This window comes from Vibrio sp. Vb1554 (assembly GCF_033344235.1).
The window spans coordinates 1-20,638 of record NZ_JAWPOJ010000020.1; the positions used below are offsets into that span (position 1 = coordinate 1).

At 45.6% G+C, this 20,638-nt stretch carries 19 protein-coding genes; 17 read left to right on the forward strand and 2 right to left on the reverse strand.

The features are described 5' to 3' along the window. Positions 1-212: 212 nt before the first annotated feature. Complete coding sequence (locus R8N28_RS16305) at positions 213-1,391, reverse strand: 2-octaprenyl-3-methyl-6-methoxy-1,4-benzoquinol hydroxylase (RefSeq protein ID WP_017821766.1); 1,179 nt, start codon at positions 1,389-1,391, stop codon at positions 213-215. Positions 1,392-1,648: 257 nt separating this feature from the next. Here R8N28_RS16305 and miaB point away from each other — a divergent pair, with 257 nt between their 5' ends. From miaB to lnt, 5 genes are all read left to right on the forward strand, one after another. After that, the gene (gene miaB, locus R8N28_RS16310) at positions 1,649-3,073 is read left to right on the forward strand and encodes a tRNA (N6-isopentenyl adenosine(37)-C2)-methylthiotransferase MiaB (RefSeq protein ID WP_005373038.1); all 1,425 of its coding nucleotides are present in this window, start codon (positions 1,649-1,651) and stop codon (positions 3,071-3,073) included. A 73-nt stretch (positions 3,074-3,146) separates the two neighbouring features. Further along, on the forward strand, positions 3,147-4,244 hold the full coding sequence (locus R8N28_RS16315) for a PhoH family protein (protein ID WP_065274241.1): 1,098 nt from the start codon (positions 3,147-3,149) through the stop codon (positions 4,242-4,244). 2 nt (positions 4,245-4,246) lie between these two features. Continuing rightward, positions 4,247-4,711: an rRNA maturation RNase YbeY gene (gene ybeY / locus R8N28_RS16320; RefSeq protein ID WP_005373030.1), complete on the forward strand. Its 465-nt coding sequence runs from the start codon at positions 4,247-4,249 to the stop codon at positions 4,709-4,711. 105 nt (positions 4,712-4,816) lie between these two features. Continuing rightward, complete coding sequence (gene corC, locus R8N28_RS16325; protein WP_005384118.1) at positions 4,817-5,716, forward strand: CNNM family magnesium/cobalt transport protein CorC; 900 nt, start codon at positions 4,817-4,819, stop codon at positions 5,714-5,716. Between the two features lie 33 nt (positions 5,717-5,749). Continuing rightward, on the forward strand, positions 5,750-7,267 hold the full coding sequence (gene lnt / locus R8N28_RS16330) for an apolipoprotein N-acyltransferase (RefSeq protein ID WP_064376806.1): 1,518 nt from the start codon (positions 5,750-5,752) through the stop codon (positions 7,265-7,267). An 84-nt stretch (positions 7,268-7,351) separates the two neighbouring features. Here lnt and R8N28_RS16335 read toward each other — a convergent pair whose 3' ends face one another. Then, positions 7,352-7,822, reverse strand: coding sequence for a zinc ribbon-containing protein (locus R8N28_RS16335; protein ID WP_005373024.1), 471 nt, complete (start codon positions 7,820-7,822; stop codon positions 7,352-7,354). A gap of 153 nt (positions 7,823-7,975) precedes the next feature. Here R8N28_RS16335 and leuS point away from each other — a divergent pair, with 153 nt between their 5' ends. The 12 genes from leuS (at position 7,976) to lipA (ending at position 20,509) form a co-directional block, all read left to right on the forward strand. Continuing rightward, positions 7,976-10,549, forward strand: a complete 2,574-nt coding sequence (gene leuS / locus R8N28_RS16340; protein ID WP_005384121.1) for a leucine--tRNA ligase — start codon at positions 7,976-7,978, stop codon at positions 10,547-10,549. A gap of 152 nt (positions 10,550-10,701) precedes the next feature. Continuing rightward, the gene (gene lptE / locus R8N28_RS16345; protein ID WP_005384122.1) at positions 10,702-11,241 is read left to right on the forward strand and encodes an LPS assembly lipoprotein LptE; all 540 of its coding nucleotides are present in this window, start codon (positions 10,702-10,704) and stop codon (positions 11,239-11,241) included. A gap of 5 nt (positions 11,242-11,246) precedes the next feature. Then, a complete protein-coding gene (holA, locus tag R8N28_RS16350; RefSeq protein WP_065274240.1) occupies positions 11,247-12,266 on the forward strand; it encodes a DNA polymerase III subunit delta in 1,020 nt (339 codons plus the stop codon). 88 nt (positions 12,267-12,354) lie between these two features. Further along, positions 12,355-12,672 carry a ribosome silencing factor gene (gene rsfS / locus R8N28_RS16355; protein WP_005373015.1) on the forward strand — a complete coding sequence of 106 codons (318 nt, stop codon included), beginning with the start codon at positions 12,355-12,357 and terminating at the stop codon, positions 12,670-12,672. Between the two features lie 4 nt (positions 12,673-12,676). Further along, on the forward strand, positions 12,677-13,147 hold the full coding sequence (rlmH, locus tag R8N28_RS16360) for a 23S rRNA (pseudouridine(1915)-N(3))-methyltransferase RlmH (protein WP_017821762.1): 471 nt from the start codon (positions 12,677-12,679) through the stop codon (positions 13,145-13,147). 29 nt (positions 13,148-13,176) lie between these two features. After that, positions 13,177-15,093 carry a penicillin-binding protein 2 gene (gene mrdA, locus R8N28_RS16365; RefSeq protein WP_005384126.1) on the forward strand — a complete coding sequence of 639 codons (1,917 nt, stop codon included), beginning with the start codon at positions 13,177-13,179 and terminating at the stop codon, positions 15,091-15,093. Beyond that, positions 15,093-16,214, forward strand: a complete 1,122-nt coding sequence (gene rodA / locus R8N28_RS16370; RefSeq protein ID WP_005384128.1) for a rod shape-determining protein RodA — start codon at positions 15,093-15,095, stop codon at positions 16,212-16,214. Before mrdA ends, rodA begins: the two co-directional genes overlap by 1 nt. A gap of 2 nt (positions 16,215-16,216) precedes the next feature. Continuing rightward, positions 16,217-17,020 (forward strand): septal ring lytic transglycosylase RlpA family protein, encoded by an 804-nt coding sequence (locus tag R8N28_RS16375; protein WP_017635670.1) that lies wholly within the window; start codon positions 16,217-16,219, stop codon positions 17,018-17,020. 91 nt (positions 17,021-17,111) lie between these two features. After that, positions 17,112-18,290, forward strand: coding sequence for a serine hydrolase (locus R8N28_RS16380; RefSeq protein ID WP_005384132.1), 1,179 nt, complete (start codon positions 17,112-17,114; stop codon positions 18,288-18,290). A 139-nt stretch (positions 18,291-18,429) separates the two neighbouring features. Next, positions 18,430-18,708, forward strand: coding sequence for a DUF493 family protein YbeD (gene ybeD / locus R8N28_RS16385; protein ID WP_005384135.1), 279 nt, complete (start codon positions 18,430-18,432; stop codon positions 18,706-18,708). A gap of 176 nt (positions 18,709-18,884) precedes the next feature. Beyond that, a complete protein-coding gene (lipB, locus tag R8N28_RS16390) occupies positions 18,885-19,547 on the forward strand; it encodes a lipoyl(octanoyl) transferase LipB (RefSeq protein ID WP_005384137.1) in 663 nt (220 codons plus the stop codon). Further along, positions 19,544-20,509 carry a lipoyl synthase gene (gene lipA / locus R8N28_RS16395; RefSeq protein WP_005391329.1) on the forward strand — a complete coding sequence of 322 codons (966 nt, stop codon included), beginning with the start codon at positions 19,544-19,546 and terminating at the stop codon, positions 20,507-20,509. Before lipB ends, lipA begins: the two co-directional genes overlap by 4 nt. The last annotated feature ends 129 nt before the right edge of the window (positions 20,510-20,638 follow it).

A 20,638-nucleotide genomic window follows, 5' to 3' on the forward strand; every position in this document is an offset into this window, starting at 1 on the left:
GCGGAATTGGTAGACGCACCAGATTTAGGTTCTGGCGCCGCAAGGTGTGAGAGTTCAAGTCTCTCCTTCCGCACCATTATCGGAAAACCCAGCATGACTTTGCTGGGTTTTTTCTTTTTTTTGGTTCTGGACTCGGGAAATCATTAGATTTGCCGAATTAAAAAAGCGAGCTCATGGCTCGCTTTTTTTCTATCTGTGATTTGAGTAGCTTACTACATACCTAACGCGTATTTCAGTACTTGAGCCTTAATTGGCCCTGAGTTTTCAGCAAGCTTCAATGCAGCATTACGTACGAACTTCAATGGCCCAAGATCGTTGCTAAAACCTTTATAGAAAAAGTCCATGCCCGTCTGCATGAGTAAGTTGTCAGGTCGACGTGCGCGTTCGTATTTCGCGAGTAAGGTATCTTCCAGCTTTTCTTGGTGTTCTGTTACCGAAAGGAGAACGTCTACATCTTTGAAGCCTAAGTTTACCCCTTGCCCTGCAAGCGGATTGATCGTATGAGCAGAGTCACCCACTAACACGCAATTTTTGCTTGAGTAGCTTTGCGCATGACGACGAGTGAGTGGGAATGAGCCAAACTGTAAAACTTCAATATCGCCTAATTCAGCAGGGAAATGACGTAAGATTTCTTCCCTTAGTTGAGGTTTACCCATCGCACACAGTTGTTTAATACGTTTAGGCGAGTCATACCAAACCAAAGAACCTTGGCCTACTACTTGACCATCGTCGTTACTCAAAGAGCACAGAGGTAAAAATGAACGTGGGCCTGAAGGTGTAAATTGTTGCCAAGTAATATCTTGCTGAGGCAATTCTGTTTTCACGTTAATCAACATGCAGTGTTGTCGGTAGTCCCACGCAGTTACACCAATTCCAGCCAATTGACGAACTTTAGAGTTTGCACCATCAGCACCAATCACCCAGTTAGCTTCAAACTGCTCCCCACTTTCTAGTGTCACAAGGTTTACATCTGCAAACTCAATGGCTTTTAATCGCTCAGGACACATCACGGTTAGATTTTCATACTGAGAGAAGACTTGCCAAAGACCTAATTGGATTAGGCGATTTTCAACGATGTAACCTAGCTGATCCAATGACAATTCATCAGAGTGAAAACGAGTACGGCACTCTGGGTGCTCCCAAGTTTCTAAGCGACGATAAGGACAAACTCGCATGCTCTTGATCTCTGACCATGCTCCGAGTGAATCAAGTAACTCCACCGACTGGTGCGAGATTGCAGATACACGAATATCCATCGCCTGAGCGGCATCAAAAACTTTAGGTTTTGTACCTTCAACCAAGACAACGCTTCTGCCCTGCTTGGCAAATCCAACAGCGACGGCTGCCCCAACCATACCGCCACCGATCACGGCGATGTCATACTTGTTCATTTTTCACTCTTCATCGTGCTGATTAATTGGCGTTTTTTATTGTACTTTCCATGGCTATTTTTACAAAATTGTTTAACAAAAAACCTTGTTCTGCATAGGGCGAAAAACTAGATTTCATCAGGCTTTGCAGAGAATTAGCTAGATCACTAGTCAGGTGCTTTTTAAAGCAGTACAATACGCCGCTTACCGCCGTGATGGCGGCTATAATTTGAGCAATAGCTCTCCGATTTAAGTACAACTGAACGAGCGAAAGTGAGATGAGTAAGAAACTGCTAATTAAAACCTGGGGCTGCCAGATGAACGAATACGATTCATCAAAAATGGCCGACCTGCTTAATGCTGCAAACGGCTACGAGCTGACGGAAGAGCCAGAGGAAGCAGACGTACTTCTACTTAACACCTGTTCGATCCGTGAAAAAGCGCAAGAGAAAGTTTTCCACCAGTTAGGCCGCTGGAAAACACTAAAAGATAAAAAACCTGGCGTAGTTATCGGTGTAGGTGGTTGTGTAGCAACGCAAGAAGGTGACCATATTCGTGAACGTGCACCATACGTTGACGTTATTTTTGGCCCACAAACTTTGCACCGCCTACCTGAGATGATCAAACAATCTCAGTCCGATGATGCACCAGTTATGGACATTTCGTTCCCAGAGATCGAAAAATTCGACCGCCTACCTGAACCTCGCGCAGAAGGTGCGACAGCATTCGTTTCTATTATGGAAGGCTGCTCTAAGTACTGTACTTACTGTGTCGTACCGTACACTCGTGGTGAAGAAGTAAGCCGTCCAATGGATGACGTACTGTTCGAAATCGCCCAACTTGCTGAACAAGGCGTACGTGAAGTAAACCTTCTGGGGCAAAACGTAAACGCGTACCGTGGTCCTATGCACGATGGTGAGATCTGTTCATTTGCAGAACTGCTTCGTTTGGTTGCGTCTATCGATGGTATCGACCGTATTCGTTTCACGACGAGCCACCCGTTAGAATTCACAGACGACATCATCGCAGTATACGAAGATACCCCAGAACTTGTGAGCTTCCTGCACTTACCTGTGCAAAGTGGTAGTGACCGTATCCTAACGATGATGAAACGCCCTCACACCGCTATCGAATACAAATCGATCATCCGTAAACTGCGTAAAGCTCGTCCTGATATTCAAATCAGTTCAGACTTTATTGTTGGTTTCCCTGGTGAGACAGACAAAGACTTCCAAGACACCATGAAGCTAATCAAAGATGTAGACTTTGACATGAGCTTCAGCTTTATTTTCTCTCCACGTCCAGGTACGCCAGCAGCGGATTACCCTTGTGATGTGTCAGAACAAGTGAAGAAAGAGCGCCTTTACGAACTACAGCAAACTATCAATGCTCAAGCGATGCGTTACTCTCGCTTAATGCTTGGCACAGAACAACGTGTTCTAGTTGAAGGTCCTTCGAAGAAAAACCTAATGGAACTACGCGCTCGTACAGAAAACAACCGTGTAGTAAACTTTGAAGGTAGTGCAGACCTAATTGGTCAGTTCGTTGATGTGAAGATCGTAGACGTATTTGCAAACTCACTGCGTGGTGAGCTAGTACGTACTGAAAAAGACATGGATCTTCGTAGTGTGATTTCCCCAACGCAGATGATGGCGAAAACACGTCGCGAAGATGAGCTGGGTGTAGCTACTTTTACGCCGTAAGCTCGTATAAATAGCCATGGAGAGCCTGGTCGTTATCAGGCTCTCACTAAGTGGCAAAAAATGAGAGGCAACATTGAGCAATAAAATCGTAACTCTAGAAATTAACCTAGAACCTTCAGACAACCGCCGACTAGCTAGCCTGTGCGGTCCATTCGATGACAACATCAAGCATTTAGAACGTCGTCTAGGCGTTGAAATTAACCACCGTAGTGACCACTTTACGATTGTCGGTAAACCTAATACCGCATCAGCTGCGCTGGATATCCTGAAAACTCTATATGTTGATACCGCACCTGTACGAGGTGAGATCCCAGATATTGAGCCTGAGCAAATCCACCTAGCGATCAAAGAGTCTGGTGTTCTTGAGCAGAATACTGAGTCTAATATCGAGCACGGTAAAGAAGTCTTCGTCAAAACCAAGAAAGGTGTGATCAAACCACGTACGCCAAACCAAGCGCAGTACTTGGTTAACATGGTCACGCATGATATTTCTTTTGGTATTGGCCCGGCTGGTACAGGTAAAACCTACCTTGCTGTAGCAGCAGCTGTTGACGCACTAGAGCGCCAAGAGATCCGCCGTATTCTACTTACTCGTCCAGCGGTTGAAGCTGGTGAGAAATTGGGCTTCCTACCTGGTGATTTAAGCCAGAAAGTCGACCCATACCTACGTCCGCTATACGACGCCCTATTTGAAATGCTGGGCTTTGAGCGCGTAGAGAAGCTGATTGAACGTAACGTGATTGAGGTTGCCCCTCTTGCTTACATGCGTGGTCGTACTCTAAACGACGCCTTTATCATTCTTGATGAGAGTCAGAACACCACAGTTGAACAGATGAAGATGTTCCTAACGCGTATTGGTTTTAACTCTCGCGCAGTTATCACTGGTGATGTCACGCAAATCGACTTACCTCGTGGTGCAAAATCGGGTCTTCGTCATGCTATTGAAGTATTAAGCGAAGTTGACGACATCAGCTTTAACTTCTTCTTAGCCGACGACGTTGTACGTCACCCTGTGGTTGCTCGTATCGTTAACGCGTACGAGAAGTGGGAAGCACAAGACCAGAAAGAGCGTAAAGAGTTCGAGAAACGCCGTCGTGAAGAACGCGATGCGAAGTTACTAGAAGCAGCAAAAGCCGAACTGAATGCACAAGTTGCTTCAACTAAGGAATAATCATGGCGATTGAACTTGATCTGCAGCTGGCAGTCGAAAATGAAGAAGGTCTGCCTTCGCAGCAAGATTTCCAATTGTGGCTAGATAAGACAATTCCTCTCTTCCAGCCACAAGCCGAAGTCACCATTCGTATTGTTGATGAACAAGAAAGTCATACGCTCAACCATGAGTATCGCGGCAAAGATAAACCAACTAATGTGTTGTCGTTTCCATTTGAAGCACCTCCTGGTATGGAAATAGACTTACTTGGTGATTTGATTATTTGCCGCCAAGTTGTTGAAAAAGAGGCGGTTGAACAGAGCAAGCCTCTGCTAGCACATTGGGCGCATATGGTTGTACATGGCAGCTTGCATCTGCTAGGTTATGATCATATAGAGGATGACGAAGCCGAAGAGATGGAGTCCCTCGAAACCGAAATCATGCAAGGTATGGGTTATGAAGATCCTTACATTGCTGAAAAAGAGTAGCTATTGGCCACTCGACAGGGAAAGGCGAACCACTTAAATGACTCTCGTGTTCGCCTCTCTATGTGTGCTATCACACTTCTGATAGCGTTACTTAATTGAGAAACAATGAACGAAGATAATTCTCCCTCTTCTAACGAAGATAAGAAAGAAAAGGCAGAAGGTCCGAGTAGAAAGTCCTTCTTTGAACGTCTAGGTCAACTATTTCAGGGCGAACCAAAAGATCGCCAAGAGCTTGTGGATGTTATCCGCGACTCTGAAGTTAACGACCTGATTGACCATGACACTCGCGATATGCTCGAAGGTGTTATGGAAATCTCCGAAATGCGTGTGCGTGACATTATGATCCCGCGTTCGCAAATGGTTACCGTTGAGCGTACTCACGACCTTGATACCTTGGTTGCTTTGATTACCGATGCTCAACACTCTCGCTACCCTGTGATCAGCGAAGATAAAGACCATGTGGAAGGCATACTTCTAGCGAAGGACTTACTTAAATACTTAGGCTCAGGCAGCAATCCATTTGATATCGAAGAAGTCATTCGACCAGCGGTTGTAGTACCGGAAAGTAAACGCGTTGATCGACTGCTGAAAGAATTCCGTGAAGAACGTTATCATATGGCCATTGTTGTCGATGAATTCGGTGGTGTTTCTGGTCTTGTGACCATTGAAGATATCCTTGAGGAAATCGTCGGGGATATTGAAGATGAATTCGATGAAAGTGAAGAGACGGACATTCGTAAACTAAGCAAGCATACGTTTGCTGTCAGAGCGCTGACAACCATCGAAGAGTTTAATGAGACATTCGGAACCAACTTCAGCGATGAGGAAGTTGATACCGTTGGTGGTATGGTCATGACTGCCTTTGGTCACTTACCTTCTCGTGGTGAACTGGTTGAAATTGAAGGCTACAACTTCAAAGTCACCGCTGCCGATAACCGTCGTGTCATTCAACTCCAAGTGACGATCCCAGACGAAGAAACCCTGGTTGAAGCCACTCAAGAGTAACGCGATACCCATTGGGAATCTCAGAAAATTACAATGATGAATGAACTCTTTCATCGCCTTAAGCGGCCCTCAGTGGCCGCTTTTGTTGGCGCCTCTACTACACTCGCTTTCGCTCCTTACCAGCTGTGGCCTATTGCCATTCTTAGCCCAGCAATTCTACTGATTCTTCTTGCTAACCAAACTCCGAAACGCGCACTATGGATTGGTTATGCTTGGGGGTTAGGTCAATTTGCAACTGGCGTTAGCTGGGTTTACGTCAGTATCTCCGGTTTTGGCGGTATGCCGCTCATTGCCAATTTATTTTTAATGGGCTTGCTTGTTGCCTACTTGGCTGTTTATTCAGGCTTATTTGCTTGGCTCAACAACAAGCTGTTTCCTCAATTTACGCTCACAAAAGCACTTCTCGCTGCACCTGCTTTATGGCTGATCAGTGATTGGTTGCGTGGTTGGGTGATGACTGGCTTCCCTTGGTTATGGCTAGGCTATAGCCAGATAGATGCTCCACTCGCAAGCTTTGCACCAATTGGCGGCGTAGAACTGCTTACTCTATTTATCCTTATCAGCGCAGGGGCGTTAGCCTATGCCTGGATTCATAAGCAGTGGCTGATGGTGATTATCCCTGCGGTGCTACTCAGTACTGGCTTTGGGATTCGCAACTACGATTGGGTAACACCCCGACCAGAAGACACGACTAAGCTCGCACTAATTCAAGGTAACGTAGACCAAAACCTAAAGTGGCTACCAAGTCAACGTTGGCCAACCATCATGAAGTACGCTGACTTAACTCGTGAAAACTGGGACGCTGACATTATCGTTTGGCCAGAAGCAGCAATTCCCGCTTTTGAAATTGAAGTGCCTTCATTTTTGAGCAATATCGACAGCGCTGCAAAAATGAATAACAGCGCAATCATCACCGGTGTCGTCAACCAAGCTGAAGATCGACAGTTCTACAACAGTATTCTGTCCCTAGGCATCACACCATACGGTGACTACAGCTTCGATTTAAGCGAACGTTACCATAAGCATCACCTACTACCATTTGGTGAGTTTGTACCATTTGAAGATATTTTGCGCCCATTAGCGCCATTCTTTAACCTACCGATGTCGTCGTTTAGCCGTGGGGCTTTTGTGCAGCCAAACATCGTTGCGAATGGCATGCACATGGCACCAGCGCTTTGCTATGAGATCATCTTTAATGAGCAAGTGCGTCAAAATGTGACTGACGAAACAGACTTCATTCTAACGCTTTCAAATGATGCATGGTTTGGTCACTCTATCGGTCCTCTTCAGCATATGGAGATCGCCCGTATGCGTGCCTTAGAGTTAGGTAAACCGCTCATCCGCTCGACTAACAACGGATTAACAGCGGTAACCGATCACAAAGGTAAAATCGTTGAGCAAGTACCGCAGTTTGAAACTGCAGTACTGCGCGCAGAGCTCACCCCAACCAATGGACAAACGCCATATCGAGTCCTTGGTACTTGGCCATTGTATATTTGGGTTGGGTTAAGTTTAGCGCTGGCGCTCGGCTTAAGAAGAAAACAGAGCTGATAACAGCTTGAAAGTAGAAAAGACAAAAAAGAGGCGACTAAGCCTCTTTTTTATTCATAGCATTATACTGTCGTTACGCGCCATTTATGGCTTTAATGACTGACGAGTAAAGCCTTTGTGACCACATTTAATACACGGAATGATTACAGTTGGGTGGTTATACGTTGTCTTGTGACCACACTCATCACAGACTAAAGTGCCTAAGCCTATCACCTCTCCTGCTTCATATAGCCCTTGATGCTCTAAGTCATCGAACAACTCAACCCACTCAACTTTAGTTCGGTCAGTAATCTCTAACAGCCCTTGCCATATCGAGTCCGCAATCGTTAAGTAAAACGGGCCGCTTTTGCTATCCTCGTAACTCTCTGAAAACTCTTTTAAGTCTGCTTTAAGGTACGCTTTGATTAAAGCCAATTCATCTTTGGTCAAGTCATTAGCAGCATCCACCACTTTGCCCGACGTCTCAATCGCTTTGTTAACTTCTTCCGGACTGTGCTTCAAGGTTTCAATCACATCCTCGAGCATTTCCTCATAACCTGTTTTACGTTTAGGCATAACTGACCTCCATCTTTCTCCTACCTGCGTCACTTAAGGGCGCATGGGTACAGATTGGCTATTGTTGTGATCCCTAGCTTTAGGTATTCTATGACGATCTATTTAAGTCTGTTCTAACCGAACTCACAAATTCCAAGATAACGGATACCATCGATGCAAGAACAATACAACCCACAAGATATTGAACAAAAAGTTCAAAAGCACTGGGATGACAACAAAACCTTTGTTGTAAGTGAAGACCCAAATAAAGAAAAATTCTACTGTCTGTCCATGTTCCCATACCCAAGTGGTCGACTGCACATGGGTCACGTGCGCAACTACACTATCGGTGATGTAGTATCTCGTTTCCAACGCCTACAAGGCAAAAACGTGATGCAACCTATCGGTTGGGACGCATTCGGTCTACCTGCAGAAAACGCAGCAGTAAAAAACAAAACTGCGCCAGCACCTTGGACTTACGAAAACATCGAATACATGAAGAACCAACTTAAGCTTCTAGGCTTTGGTTACGATTGGAACCGTGAATTCGCAACATGTACACCGGAGTACTACCGCTGGGAACAAGAGTTCTTCACTAAACTTTACGAGAAAGGTTTAGTTTACAAAAAGACTTCTTCTGTTAACTGGTGTCCTAACGACCAAACTGTTCTTGCAAACGAGCAGGTTGAAGACGGTTGTTGCTGGCGTTGTGATACGCCTGTAGAGCAAAAAGAAATCCCTCAATGGTTCATCAAAATCACTGAGTACGCTCAAGAGCTACTAGACGACTTAGACAAGCTTGAAGGTTGGCCTGAAATGGTGAAGACCATGCAGCGCAACTGGATTGGTCGTTCTGAAGGTGTTGAACTGAAGTTTGAAGTTAAGGGTCAACAAGACCTAGAAGTTTACACAACACGTCCAGATACGCTAATGGGTGTGACTTACGTGGGTATCGCAGCCGGCCACCCTCTTGCAGCTCTTGCAGCAGAGAACAATCCAGAGCTTGCAGCGTTTATCGACGAATGTAAGAACAACAAGGTTGCAGAAGCTGAGCTAGCGACAATGGAGAAGAAAGGTATGGCAACTGGCCTTACTGCGATTCATCCATTGAACGGCCGCGAAGTACCAGTATACGTAGCAAACTTTGTACTGATGGACTACGGTACAGGCGCGGTAATGGCAGTACCTGCACACGACCAACGTGACTACGAGTTCGCAACGAAGTACGGTCTAGACATCGTGCCTGTTATCAAGCCTGCTGATGGCAGCGAGCTAGACATTTCTGAAGCGGCATACACAGAGAAAGGCGTACTGTTCGATTCTGGTGAATTCGACGGCCTAGAATTCCAAGCGGCGTTCGATGCAATTGCAGCGAAGCTAGAAGCAGAAGGCAAAGGCACTAAGACTGTAAACTTCCGTCTACGCGACTGGGGTGTATCTCGTCAACGTTACTGGGGCGCACCAATCCCAATGGTAACGACTGAAGACGGTGAAGTTCACCCAGTACCTGCTGACCAACTACCAGTGATTCTTCCAGAAGACGTGGTAATGGACGGCGTAACCAGCCCAATCAAAGCAGACAAAGAGTGGGCGAAGACAACCTTTAACGGCGAACCTGCTCTACGTGAGACAGATACGTTCGATACGTTCATGGAATCTTCTTGGTACTACGCGCGTTACTGTTCACCACAAGCGGACGACATCCTAGACCCAGAAAAAGCAAACTACTGGCTACCAGTAGATCAGTACATCGGTGGTATCGAGCACGCTTGTATGCACCTACTGTACTCACGCTTCTTCCACAAACTACTGCGCGATGCGGGTTACGTAACTTCTGACGAACCGTTCAAGCAACTACTGTGTCAAGGCATGGTACTGGCTGATGCGTTCTACTTCGAGAACGAGAAAGGCGGCAAAGAGTGGGTAGCTCCAACAGACGTAGCCGTTGAACGTGATGGTAAAGGCCGCATTACTTCTGCTAAAGACACTGAAGGTCGTGATGTAACGCACTCAGGCATGATCAAGATGTCTAAGTCTAAGAACAACGGTATCGACCCTCAAGAAATGGTAGACAAGTACGGCGCTGACACAGTACGTCTATTCATGATGTTCGCGTCTCCAGCGGACATGACACTTGAATGGCAAGAGTCTGGCGTAGAAGGTGCGAACCGCTTCCTAAAACGTGTTTGGAAACTAGTTAAAGAGCACACAGCGAAAGGCGCAGCAGAAGCAGTAGATACCTCAGCGCTTTCTGGTGATCAAAAAGCACTTCGCCGCGACGTTCACAAAACTATCGCGAAAGTGACGGACGATATCGCTCGTCGTCAAACATTCAACACCGCGATCGCAGCGATCATGGAGCTGATGAACAAACTAGCGAAAGCGCCTCAAGAATCTGCGCAAGATCGTGCAATCCTTGACGAAGCACTGAAAGCTATTGTTGTCATGCTTTACCCTATCACTCCGCATATCTCATACGAGCTATGGGCAGCACTAGGTGAAACAGACATTGATAACGCGGCATGGCCGACGTTTGACGAAAAAGCGCTAGTTGAAGACGAAAAAACTATCGTTGTTCAAGTTAACGGTAAGCTACGTGCGAAGCTAACAGTCCCAGCGGATATCTCTAAAGACGATATCGAACAGCTTGGTCTAAACGACGAAAACGTGGTTAAGTTCACTGATGGCCTGACTATTCGTAAAGTTATTTACGTTCCAGGTAAACTGCTGAACATCGTTGCAAACTAATCACAGCTTGCAATTTGTCTCTGTTTAGCGAACTTATTTGTTAACCAAGAGTCATTAAACAGGGTAGTTCGCTACCCTGTTTATTTACCTCAAACCATTCACATGAGTGGTTTAAGGTAAATAACCCCTTCAATTTAGGATGAATACAATCAATGCGCTTTTTCTCTTTGATTAAACTACCAGTGGTATTGGTATTAGCGGGGCTTCTTTCTGCCTGTGGTTTTCACCTTCGCGGCGAGTATTCCGTACCGGAAGAGCTGCACACTATGTCTTTCTCCAGCTACGATGAATACAGTGAATTAACTCGCTATGTTCGCTCTCAACTCGAACTGAACAAAGTTGAACTTGTTCAACCCTCATCGACGGTACCCAACCTTCATTTGACGGAAGCGACAATCGATGAGCGTACACTATCGCTTTATCAAAATAGCCGTGCAGCAGAAAAAGAGCTGACATACGTAGTAAAATACCGTGTGACAATTCCTGGCTATGGTTCTAAAAACTTTACGACAACAGTAAACCGCAACTACCTAGACAACCCGTTGACCGCACTTGCAAAATCTGTTGAGCGTGACGTAATTGAAGACGAGATGCGCTTGCAAGCTGCAAAACAGATGATGCGCCAGTTGGGCCGTATTCGTGCCGAATATGAAGCAGGACAAATCTCAGAGCCAGCGAACAAAAACTCTTAGTCACTATGCGAATTTATGCCGATAAGCTAACGGATCATTTAAGTAAACAAGTTAAACAGGTTTACTTAATCTTTGGTAATGAGCCGTTACTGATTCAAGAAAGCCGCCAAGCCATCCAAAAGGCAGCGTTTCAACAAGGTTTTGAGGAAAAACACCGTTTTGCTGTGGATGCTAGCATCGACTGGAACCAAGTTTACGACTGTTTCCAAGCGATGAGCCTGTTTTCAAACCGTCAATTGATTGAGCTTGAAATTCCTGAAAGTGGCGTGACAACCGCCGTCAGCAAAGAGCTGCAAACACTGTGTGATATGCTTCATGATGACATCATGCTCGTCATTGTTGGTAGCAAACTGACCAAAGCCCAAGAAAATGCGAAATGGTTCAAAGCATTAAGCTCAAAAGGCGATTGGGTAAGCTGCTTGTCGCCAGACCTTCAACGCCTACCTATGTTCATTCAGACACGTTGCCGCACGTTGGGACTAAAACCCGATCAGCAATCACTGCAAATGTTGGCTCAATGGCATGAAGGTAACCTATTTGCATTGACACAAAGCTTAGAGAAATTGGCCCTACTCTATCCGGATGGTGAGCTGACCATCATACGTTTAGAGGAAGCCCTAAGTCGCCATAATCACTTCACTACCTTTAACTGGATCGACGCCTTACTGGCAGGTAAAGCAAACCGTGCACAACGTATTCTTCGCCAACTTGAGGCGGAAGGGGTTGAGACCGTGATCTTGATTCGAAGTGTACAAAAAGAGTTGAGCCAACTTTTAAATATGCATCAAGACTTAACTCAAATGGGAATGAACCAGGTATTTGAGAAATATCGAGTTTGGCAAAACAAGCGTCCACTCTATAACGCAGCACTGGCCCGCTTATCAGCGGGTCGTATTTGTGCATTGCTCTCCTTATTGGCTCAAGCCGAGATAAAAGCCAAAACTCAGTATGACGAGTCTGTATGGCCAACTATTCATCAGTTGAGCTTAGAAACCTGCTCTCCTGATATTAAGCTGGCAATTTAAAAATCAAAGCGTGATATAGTGCGCGACCTGTTTTGCAAGCAAGAATGTAAAACACTGTAGAGATAAGAGACAAACCGAGGAAAACCGAGTGCTTCGCGAAGAACTGAAAGACTTTTTAGCTGATAAAGCCGACGACATGAAAGCGGAAGACATTATCGTCCTAAATGTGGAAGATAAATCAAGCGTGACAGATTACATGATCATCTGTACTGGTACATCCAAACGCCACGTTTCATCCATCGCTGACCATGTTGCAACAGAAGTGAAAAAAGCCGGTCTTGAGCCACTAGGAATGGAAGGTGAAAACGAAGGTGAATGGGTAGTCCTAGATATGGGCGACGCCATGCTTCACGTGATGCAAGAAGAGCACCGCGAACTCTACCAGCTAGAAAAACTCTGGGGTTAATCTTTTGAAAATTCAACTAATTGCTGTTGGCACAAAAATGCCAAAATGGGTTGAGGAAGGCTTTCAAGAATATCGTCGCCGTTTCCCGCATGATATGCCGTTGGAGTTGATTGAAATCTCTGCTGGCAAGCGTGGTAAGAATGCCGATATCGCTCGCATCCTGCAAAAAGAAGGGGAAGCGATGCTCGCGGCGGTACCAAAAGGCAACCGTATCGTCACGTTAGATATCCCAGGTAAAAAATGGGACACTCCTCAACTCGCTGAGCAGTTAGAAGCTTGGAAATTAGATGGCCGTGATGTATCAATATTAATCGGCGGTCCTGAAGGACTCGCTCCTGCATGCAAAGCTGCAGCAGACCAAAGCTGGTCATTATCTGCCTTAACGCTACCCCACCCTCTAGTGCGTATCGTAATGGCAGAAAGCTTATACCGAGCGTGGAGCATCACCGCTAACCACCCTTATCATCGCGAATAATCGTTGTTTAACTTTAGAGCCAAGCGTTAATGATTCGTAAACGCCGCAGTCAAATCCGAGATTATCAAGCCGAAGCGCGTCTGTTTGCCAGCCGCGCTATTGTTGCTTTTATCGGCATTGTTGTCTTGATGGGAGCTCTGGTTGCCAACATGTACAACATTCAGGTGAACCAGTTTCAAGACTATCAAACCCGCTCGAACGATAACCGCATCAAAGTAGTGCCTATCGCGCCTAACCGAGGTCTAATTTATGACCGAAATGGCGTTTTACTGGCAGAGAACCGTCCCGTCTTTAACTTAGAACTGACCCCAGAAAAAATTAAAGACATTGATGCAACCATCCAAGAGTTACAAACTATTCTGGAAATTACACCAGACCAGATTGAACGTTTCCACCACGAGCGTAAACGGACTCGTCGATTTAAATCGGTCCCACTGCTTACCCAACTGAACGAAAAACAAGTAGCGGTATTCTCCGTCAATCAGTACCGCTTTCCAGGTGTGGAAATAAGTGCGACCTTAAAGCGCTACTACCCTTTCAGCGAAGTCTTAACCCACGTGATTGGGTATGTTTCTCGAATCAATGATCGCGACATGCAGCGCCTGATCCGAGAAGAAAAAGACGCAAACTATCAAGCCACTCGCGACATTGGTAAGCTGGGTATTGAAAAATACTACGAAGACCTCTTACACGGTACAGCCGGATATCAAGAAGTCGAGGTAAACAGCCGCGGCCGAGTAATTCGCACCTTAAAGTACGTTCCACCTGTACCCGGAAAAGACATCGTTTTAAACCTTGATATCAACTTGCAGTTGTACGTACACCAATTATTGGACGGCCGCCGAGGCAGTGCTGTAGTGATCGATCCTAGAGACAACGGCGTACTGGCTATGGTTTCGAGCCCTAGCTACGATCCTAACTCGTTCGTGCACGGAATCTCAGGTAAAGACTATCGCGCCCTTTTGAACGATAAAAACCGTCCTTTGGTCAACCGCACTACACTTGGCATTTACCCCCCTGCGTCTACCATCAAACCATTTATGGCGGTAGCCGCGCTGCAAGAAGGTGTCGTCACACCTAACACCACGCGAAATGATCCTGGTTATTGGCGCATACCAAACTCCAACACTCGCCCATTCCGTGACTGGTTGCGTTGGGGGCACGGACGCGTCGATATCATTAAGTCGATCGAAGAGTCTGTTGATACCTTCTACTATCAAATCGCTTATGACATGGGTATTGACCGTATTTCGAATTGGATGATGATGTTCGGTTTTGGTGATTACACTGGCATTGATATCTACGAAGAAAGTAAGGCGAATATGCCGACTCGTGACTGGAAAATGTCTCGCCATAAAACCCCATGGTATAAAGGTGATACGATCCCTGTGGGTATCGGCCAAGGATATTGGACAGCAACACCAATGCAAATCGCCAAAGCAACCTCCGTATTAGTAAACGAGGGAGAAGTGATCGCACCTCACTTGCTCAAAGCGACGATAGAAAATGGTAACGACTTCGAAGAGCAACAAACGACAGAATACGTGACTTACCCACCAATCAAGAATGTGCCTAAAAAGTACTGGGATATGGCGAAAGAAGGCATGCGTCGGGTAAACCATGGCACGCGTGGGACAGCTCGCCGCTCATTCTACAAAATGAATTATGAAACAGCGGGTAAATCAGGTACTGCACAGGTCTTCGGTCTGGGTGAAAACGAAGAGTACAACGCCGATGAGATCGCCGAGCACTTACGTGACCATGCGTTATTTACTGGCTTTGCACCATTTGATGATCCTAAAGTGGTCGTCACTGTAGTACTAGAAAATGCCGGTGGTGGTTCTAGTAACGGTGCCCCAGTAGTAAGGAAAATTTTTGACCGAGTCGTTCTTGGTCCAGAAGAAATTGAGCCTGAAAACAATGCGAAGAAAGAGGTAAAACAGTAATGAAGATGGATCCCTCTACAGGTAAAAATCGCGCCCTGTTTGAACGCTTCCATATCGACTTACCACTCCTACTTGGCATACTGGCCCTGATGGGGTTTGGCCTGGTGATCATGTACAGCGCCAGTGGCCAAAGTTTACTGATGATGGATCGCCAAGCCATGCGAATGGTGCTTTCACTCGTTGTGATGCTCGTCCTTGCACAGCTTTCTCCACGAACTTACGAAAGCTTGGCACCTTTGATGTTCGTTGGTGGCGTTATACTGCTTTTCGGCGTGCTGTTTTTCGGTGAAGCATCGAAAGGCGCGCAGCGTTGGCTTAACCTCGGTTTTGTGCGCTTTCAACCGTCAGAGCTATTGAAGCTCGCGGTGCCATTAATGGTGGCTCGCTATGTTGGTAGACAGCCCCTCCCACCAACGCTAAGAACACTCATTGTTGCACTGATTATGGTCTGCTTACCAACCATTCTCATTGCAAAACAGCCTGACTTAGGTACCTCAATCCTGATCGCGGCTTCCGGTATTTTTGTTATCTTCCTCGCAGGCATTAGCTGGAAAATAATTGCTGGTGCTGCGATTGCATTAGGTGGTTTCATTCCAATTCTGTGGTTTTTCTTGATGCGAGAGTATCAAAAAGTGCGAGTTCGTACTCTATTTAACCCGGAGTCTGATCCGCTAGGAGCGGGCTACCACATTATTCAGAGTAAAATTGCGATTGGCTCCGGCGGTATTTCCGGCAAAGGTTGGTTGCAAGGTACGCAGTCACAACTAGAATTTCTTCCTGAACGACACACTGACTTTATCTTTGCAGTAATTGCTGAAGAATGGGGTATGATTGGCTTCCTTTGCCTTTTAGCCATCTATCTATTTATTATTGGACGAGGTTTATATCTCGCCAGCCAAGCGCAAACCGCATTTGGACGAATGATGGCAGGCAGTATTGTACTCAGCTTCTTCGTGTATATTTTTGTAAATATTGGCATGGTAAGTGGCATCCTACCTGTAGTAGGTGTACCGTTGCCACTCATCAGTTATGGCGGCACATCAATGGTAACCTTGATGGCTGGTTTTGGTATTCTGATGTCGATTCATACGCACCGAAAAGCATTCTCTAAGGCGACCTAGACATGCAAAAACGCGCTTTATATTCCTTGGTTTTCTCTGCTCTTATTTTGGCAGGCTGTTCATCAACTAGCCAAAAAGAACAAGAAGGCCGTTACGAACTCGAATCCGATGTTGCACCGGATACACCGCTTTCAGTCGAACACATCGAGGATGCGCATCCTAAATATGAACCGTACAGCCTAGGTGGGAACAAAGATTACCACTTGCGTGGCAAAGACTACAAAATAGTTCGCAATGCGAAAGGCTTTAAAGAAAAAGGCCGAGCATCTTGGTATGGGAAAAAATTCCAAGGTCATTTGACTTCTAATGGCGAAATCTATGACATGTACTCAATGACGGCAGCGCATAAAACGCTACCGTTACCAAGTTACGTAAAAGTTACCAATACTGACAACGGCAAAACCACCATAGTACGAGTTAATGACCGAGGTCCTTTTCACGATGGCCGTATCATTGATTTAAGCTATGCCGCCGCGCACAAGTTAGATGTCATAAAAACAGGCACCGCGAACGTGGAAATTGAAGTGATCAGTATCAATCAGCCCACGGATAAAAAGTCATTAGAAGCGCACCCTAGGTACGTTATTCAAGTGGCATCATCAAAAAATGAAGAACGCGCGCGAACTTTAGGTACCGAGCTTGGTCAAAAATTGGATACAGAAACTTTCCTAGAGAGTGCGAAAGAGTCTTATCGCTTGTTGTTAGGGCCATTTACTGACTATTCCCTGACGCAAGCCACATTAGATAAAGTAAAGTTGCTCGGCTATTCGTCTGCATTTATTAAAAAACACAACACTGCCAAATGACCTCGTGTCATGAATTTCTCTTTGATCCCCCTCTTACATAACTAGGGATTCTGATAAGATGTCTGCAGTTAACCCAAAAATTTGAATTACCATGAATAAAAATAAGTTTGTGAAATCTATTCTCGTTTCTTCGGTTGCCCTTTCTGCAACTTTCGCTCAATCTGCTCTTGCATCACCTATCGTTGTTCCAGATGCCCCTCAAATCGCGGCGAAGGGCTACGTGCTGATGGATTACCATTCAGGTAAAGTACTAGCAGAGAAAGAGATGAACACAAAATTGTCTCCAGCTAGTCTGACTAAGATGATGACCAGCTATGTAATCGGCCAAGAGCTAGCGCGTGGTAATATCTCAGAAGATGATGATGTCACCATCAGTAAAAATGCGTGGGCGAAAAACTTCCCTGATTCATCAAAGATGTTCATTGAAGTAGGCACAACAGTTAAAGTACGTGACCTGAACCGAGGTATCATCGTCCAGTCAGGTAACGATGCCTGTGTTGCGATGGCAGAACATATTGCAGGTTCAGAAGATGCATTTGTTGACCTAATGAACGCTTGGGCCAACACATTGGGTATGACTAACTCGCACTTTGCCAACGTTCATGGCTTAGATAACGCAGAATTGTACTCAACACCATACGACATGGCACTGCTAGGTAAAGCACTTATCCGTGACGTACCAAATGAGTACCGAGTGTACTCAGAGAAGAAATTTACTTACAACGGCATCACCCAATACAACCGTAACGGTCTACTTTGGGATAAGAGCATGAACGTTGACGGCATCAAAACGGGTCACACAAGTAATGCGGGTTACAGCCTAGTAAGTTCAGCAACTGAAGGTCAAATGCGCTTGGTTGCGGTCGTTATGGGCACTAAAGATGCCAATGCTCGTAAGTCAGAAAGCAAAAAGCTGCTAAGCTACGGCTTCCGTTTCTTCGAAACAGTGGCACCGCACAAAGCAGGTGAAACGTTCGTAGAAGAAAAAGTGTGGATGGGTAACAAAGACACCGTAGCACTGGGTCTTGACCAAGATACTTACGTAACACTACCGCGTGGTGAAGCGAAAAACTTAAAAGCAAGCTTCGTCCTTGAAAAAGAGCTAGAAGCCCCAATTAATAAAGGTGATGTAGTTGGTAAGCTATACTATCAGATCGATGGTGAAGATATTGCCGAGTACCCACTAATGGCACTAGAAACCGTAGAGCAAGGTAGTCTATTTAGCCGCATGTGGGATTACATCGTATTGTTATTCAAGAGCTTCTTCTAAAAAGAACGTTAGAGTAGCAAACTTATTCGCAAAGCCGCCTGAATGGGCGGCTTTTTAAGTTTGAGCTCCTCGTCTTGAGTTCCCCCTAATTTGACTGTACTATTTCGCACCGCAACGAATATCTACTGGAGTTATCGATATGCTAACCATCAACTCTGATGCAAAATTAAAAGACCTGCTTGAGTTCCCTTGTTCATTTACTTACAAGGTAATGGGTCATGCAAAGCCTGAACTTCCAGAGCTTGTTCTTGAAGTTATTCAGCGCCATGCTCCAGGTGACTACAGCCCGACCGTTAAACCAAGTGCTAAGGGCAACTACCACTCTGTGTCAATCAACATTACTGCAACCTCTATCGAGCAGGTTGAGACACTGTACAAAGAGTTAGGTGAAATTGACATCGTACGCATGGTTCTATAATTTTTTGATAGATTAAATTTTTTTTGAAAGCAGCCTTGGCTGCTTTCTTTTTATTTATCAAAGAGATAACGAGGCTTTACATCGCTTTCAGTTAAAAATCTGTTACGCAGCGGTAGAGCATCAGGGTTATCCGGTTTATAATCCAAAAACTTTATATATTAGCAACAGGAATTCCCATGCAACACCAACTTGTTGTAAAACGACTTGGCCGCCAAGACTATGAGCCTGTATGGAAGGCGATGCATGAGTTCACCGACCAACGCACAGAAGAAACCCGTGATGAAGTCTGGTTGGTAGAACATAACCCAGTATTTACGCAAGGACAGGCAGGTAAAGCTGAGCACTTGATTAACACTGGCGATATTCCTGTTGTACAAAGTGATCGCGGAGGCCAGGTTACGTATCATGGCCCTGGTCAGTTGGTCGCCTACTTCTTGATCAACCTACGCCGCAAAAAATTAGGTGTACGAGATCTCGTTACCACAATCGAGAACCTCGTGATCAACACGCTAAAAGCATACAATATTGACTCAGCCGCACGACCTGACGCACCAGGTGTCTACGTTGCCGGTAAGAAAATATGCTCTCTCGGTTTACGCATTCGTAAAGGATGCTCGTTTCATGGTTTAGCCTTGAACGTAAATATGGATTTAACACCGTTTCTGCGTATTAACCCTTGTGGTTATGAAGGTATGGAAATGGTTCAGGTCAGCCAATTTGGCGGCCCAGACAATGTAGAAGCCGTAGAAAAACAATTAATAGAAGAACTCGTTACTTTGCTCGATTATGAGCAAGTAGAATTCAGCACAGAAGCACCTTCTCAAGGTAATAAAGCATGAGCAAACCAATCCAGATGGAAAAAGGCGTTAAATATCGTGACGCCGATAAAATGGCATTGATTCCCGTAAAGAACATGCCTACAGAGCAGAAAGAAGTGCTACGTAAGCCTGATTGGATGAAGATCAAGCTACCAGCCGACAGCCAACGAATTCAAGACATCAAAGCGGCGATGCGTAAGAATAAACTTCACTCCGTATGTGAAGAAGCATCTTGCCCGAACCTAGCGGAATGTTTTAACCACGGTACAGCAACCTTCATGATCTTAGGTGCTATTTGTACTCGTCGTTGTCCTTTCTGTGACGTTGCTCATGGCCGCCCATTACCACCGGAAGCAGAAGAGCCTCAAAAACTGGCGAAAACCATTGCCGATATGAAGCTGAAATACGTAGTAATCACTTCTGTTGACCGTGACGATCTGCGTGACGGCGGTGCACAACACTTTGCCGATTGTAACCGCGAGATCCGTGCGTTAAACCCGCATATTAAGATTGAAACACTGGTTCCTGACTTCCGTGGTCGCATGGATGTAGCGCTTGATCTAATGAAAGACAATCCGCCAGATGTCTTCAACCACAACTTAGAAACCGCGCCACGTCTTTACCGTAAAGCTCGCCCAGGTGCGAACTACAAATGGTCACTTGAGCTTCTTAAGAAGTTCAAAGAGCAGCATCCCGATGTACCGACCAAGTCTGGTTTGATGATGGGTCTTGGTGAAACCAAAGAAGAAATCATCGAAGTACTGAAAGATCTACGCGCACACGGCGTAACGATGCTGACTCTAGGCCAGTATTTAGCGCCAAGCCGTCACCACTTGCCAGTAGAACGTTACGTTCCACCATCAGAGTTTGACGAGCTAAAAGAAGTTGCACTAGAACTTGGCTTCACGCATGCAGCGTGTGGTCCATTTGTGCGCTCTTCTTACCATGCCGATATGCAAGCTCAAGGTATCGAGATTAAATAAGCTCTCGCTTGTTTTGAAAAGCTTGTTTTGAAGAGAAAAGGTTGGCTCAGTGCCAACCTTTTTTGTATCTGACAAATGATGATAAAAAGCCATTCTACCACTGTCATTCTGAACAGCGAGGAACGAGCG

Excerpts from the sequence above, each read along its gene's own strand:
- R8N28_RS16305 (WP_017821766.1), bottom strand. The coding sequence starts at position 1,391 with ATGAACAAGTATGACATCGCCGTGATCGGTGGCGGTATGGTTGGGGCA.
- miaB (WP_005373038.1), top strand. The coding sequence starts at position 1,649 with ATGAGTAAGAAACTGCTAATTAAAACCTGGGGCTGCCAGATGAACGAA.
- ybeY (WP_005373030.1), top strand. The coding sequence starts at position 4,247 with ATGGCGATTGAACTTGATCTGCAGCTGGCAGTCGAAAATGAAGAAGGT.
- corC (WP_005384118.1), top strand. The coding sequence starts at position 4,817 with ATGAACGAAGATAATTCTCCCTCTTCTAACGAAGATAAGAAAGAAAAG.
- lnt (WP_064376806.1), top strand. The coding sequence starts at position 5,750 with ATGATGAATGAACTCTTTCATCGCCTTAAGCGGCCCTCAGTGGCCGCT.
- R8N28_RS16335 (WP_005373024.1), bottom strand. The coding sequence starts at position 7,822 with ATGCCTAAACGTAAAACAGGTTATGAGGAAATGCTCGAGGATGTGATT.
- leuS (WP_005384121.1), top strand. The coding sequence starts at position 7,976 with ATGCAAGAACAATACAACCCACAAGATATTGAACAAAAAGTTCAAAAG.
- lptE (WP_005384122.1), top strand. The coding sequence starts at position 10,702 with ATGCGCTTTTTCTCTTTGATTAAACTACCAGTGGTATTGGTATTAGCG.
- holA (WP_065274240.1), top strand. The coding sequence starts at position 11,247 with ATGCGAATTTATGCCGATAAGCTAACGGATCATTTAAGTAAACAAGTT.
- mrdA (WP_005384126.1), top strand. The coding sequence starts at position 13,177 with ATGATTCGTAAACGCCGCAGTCAAATCCGAGATTATCAAGCCGAAGCG.
- rodA (WP_005384128.1), top strand. The coding sequence starts at position 15,093 with ATGAAGATGGATCCCTCTACAGGTAAAAATCGCGCCCTGTTTGAACGC.
- R8N28_RS16375 (WP_017635670.1), top strand. The coding sequence starts at position 16,217 with ATGCAAAAACGCGCTTTATATTCCTTGGTTTTCTCTGCTCTTATTTTG.
- R8N28_RS16380 (WP_005384132.1), top strand. The coding sequence starts at position 17,112 with ATGAATAAAAATAAGTTTGTGAAATCTATTCTCGTTTCTTCGGTTGCC.
- ybeD (WP_005384135.1), top strand. The coding sequence starts at position 18,430 with ATGCTAACCATCAACTCTGATGCAAAATTAAAAGACCTGCTTGAGTTC.
- lipB (WP_005384137.1), top strand. The coding sequence starts at position 18,885 with ATGCAACACCAACTTGTTGTAAAACGACTTGGCCGCCAAGACTATGAG.
- lipA (WP_005391329.1), top strand. The coding sequence starts at position 19,544 with ATGAGCAAACCAATCCAGATGGAAAAAGGCGTTAAATATCGTGACGCC.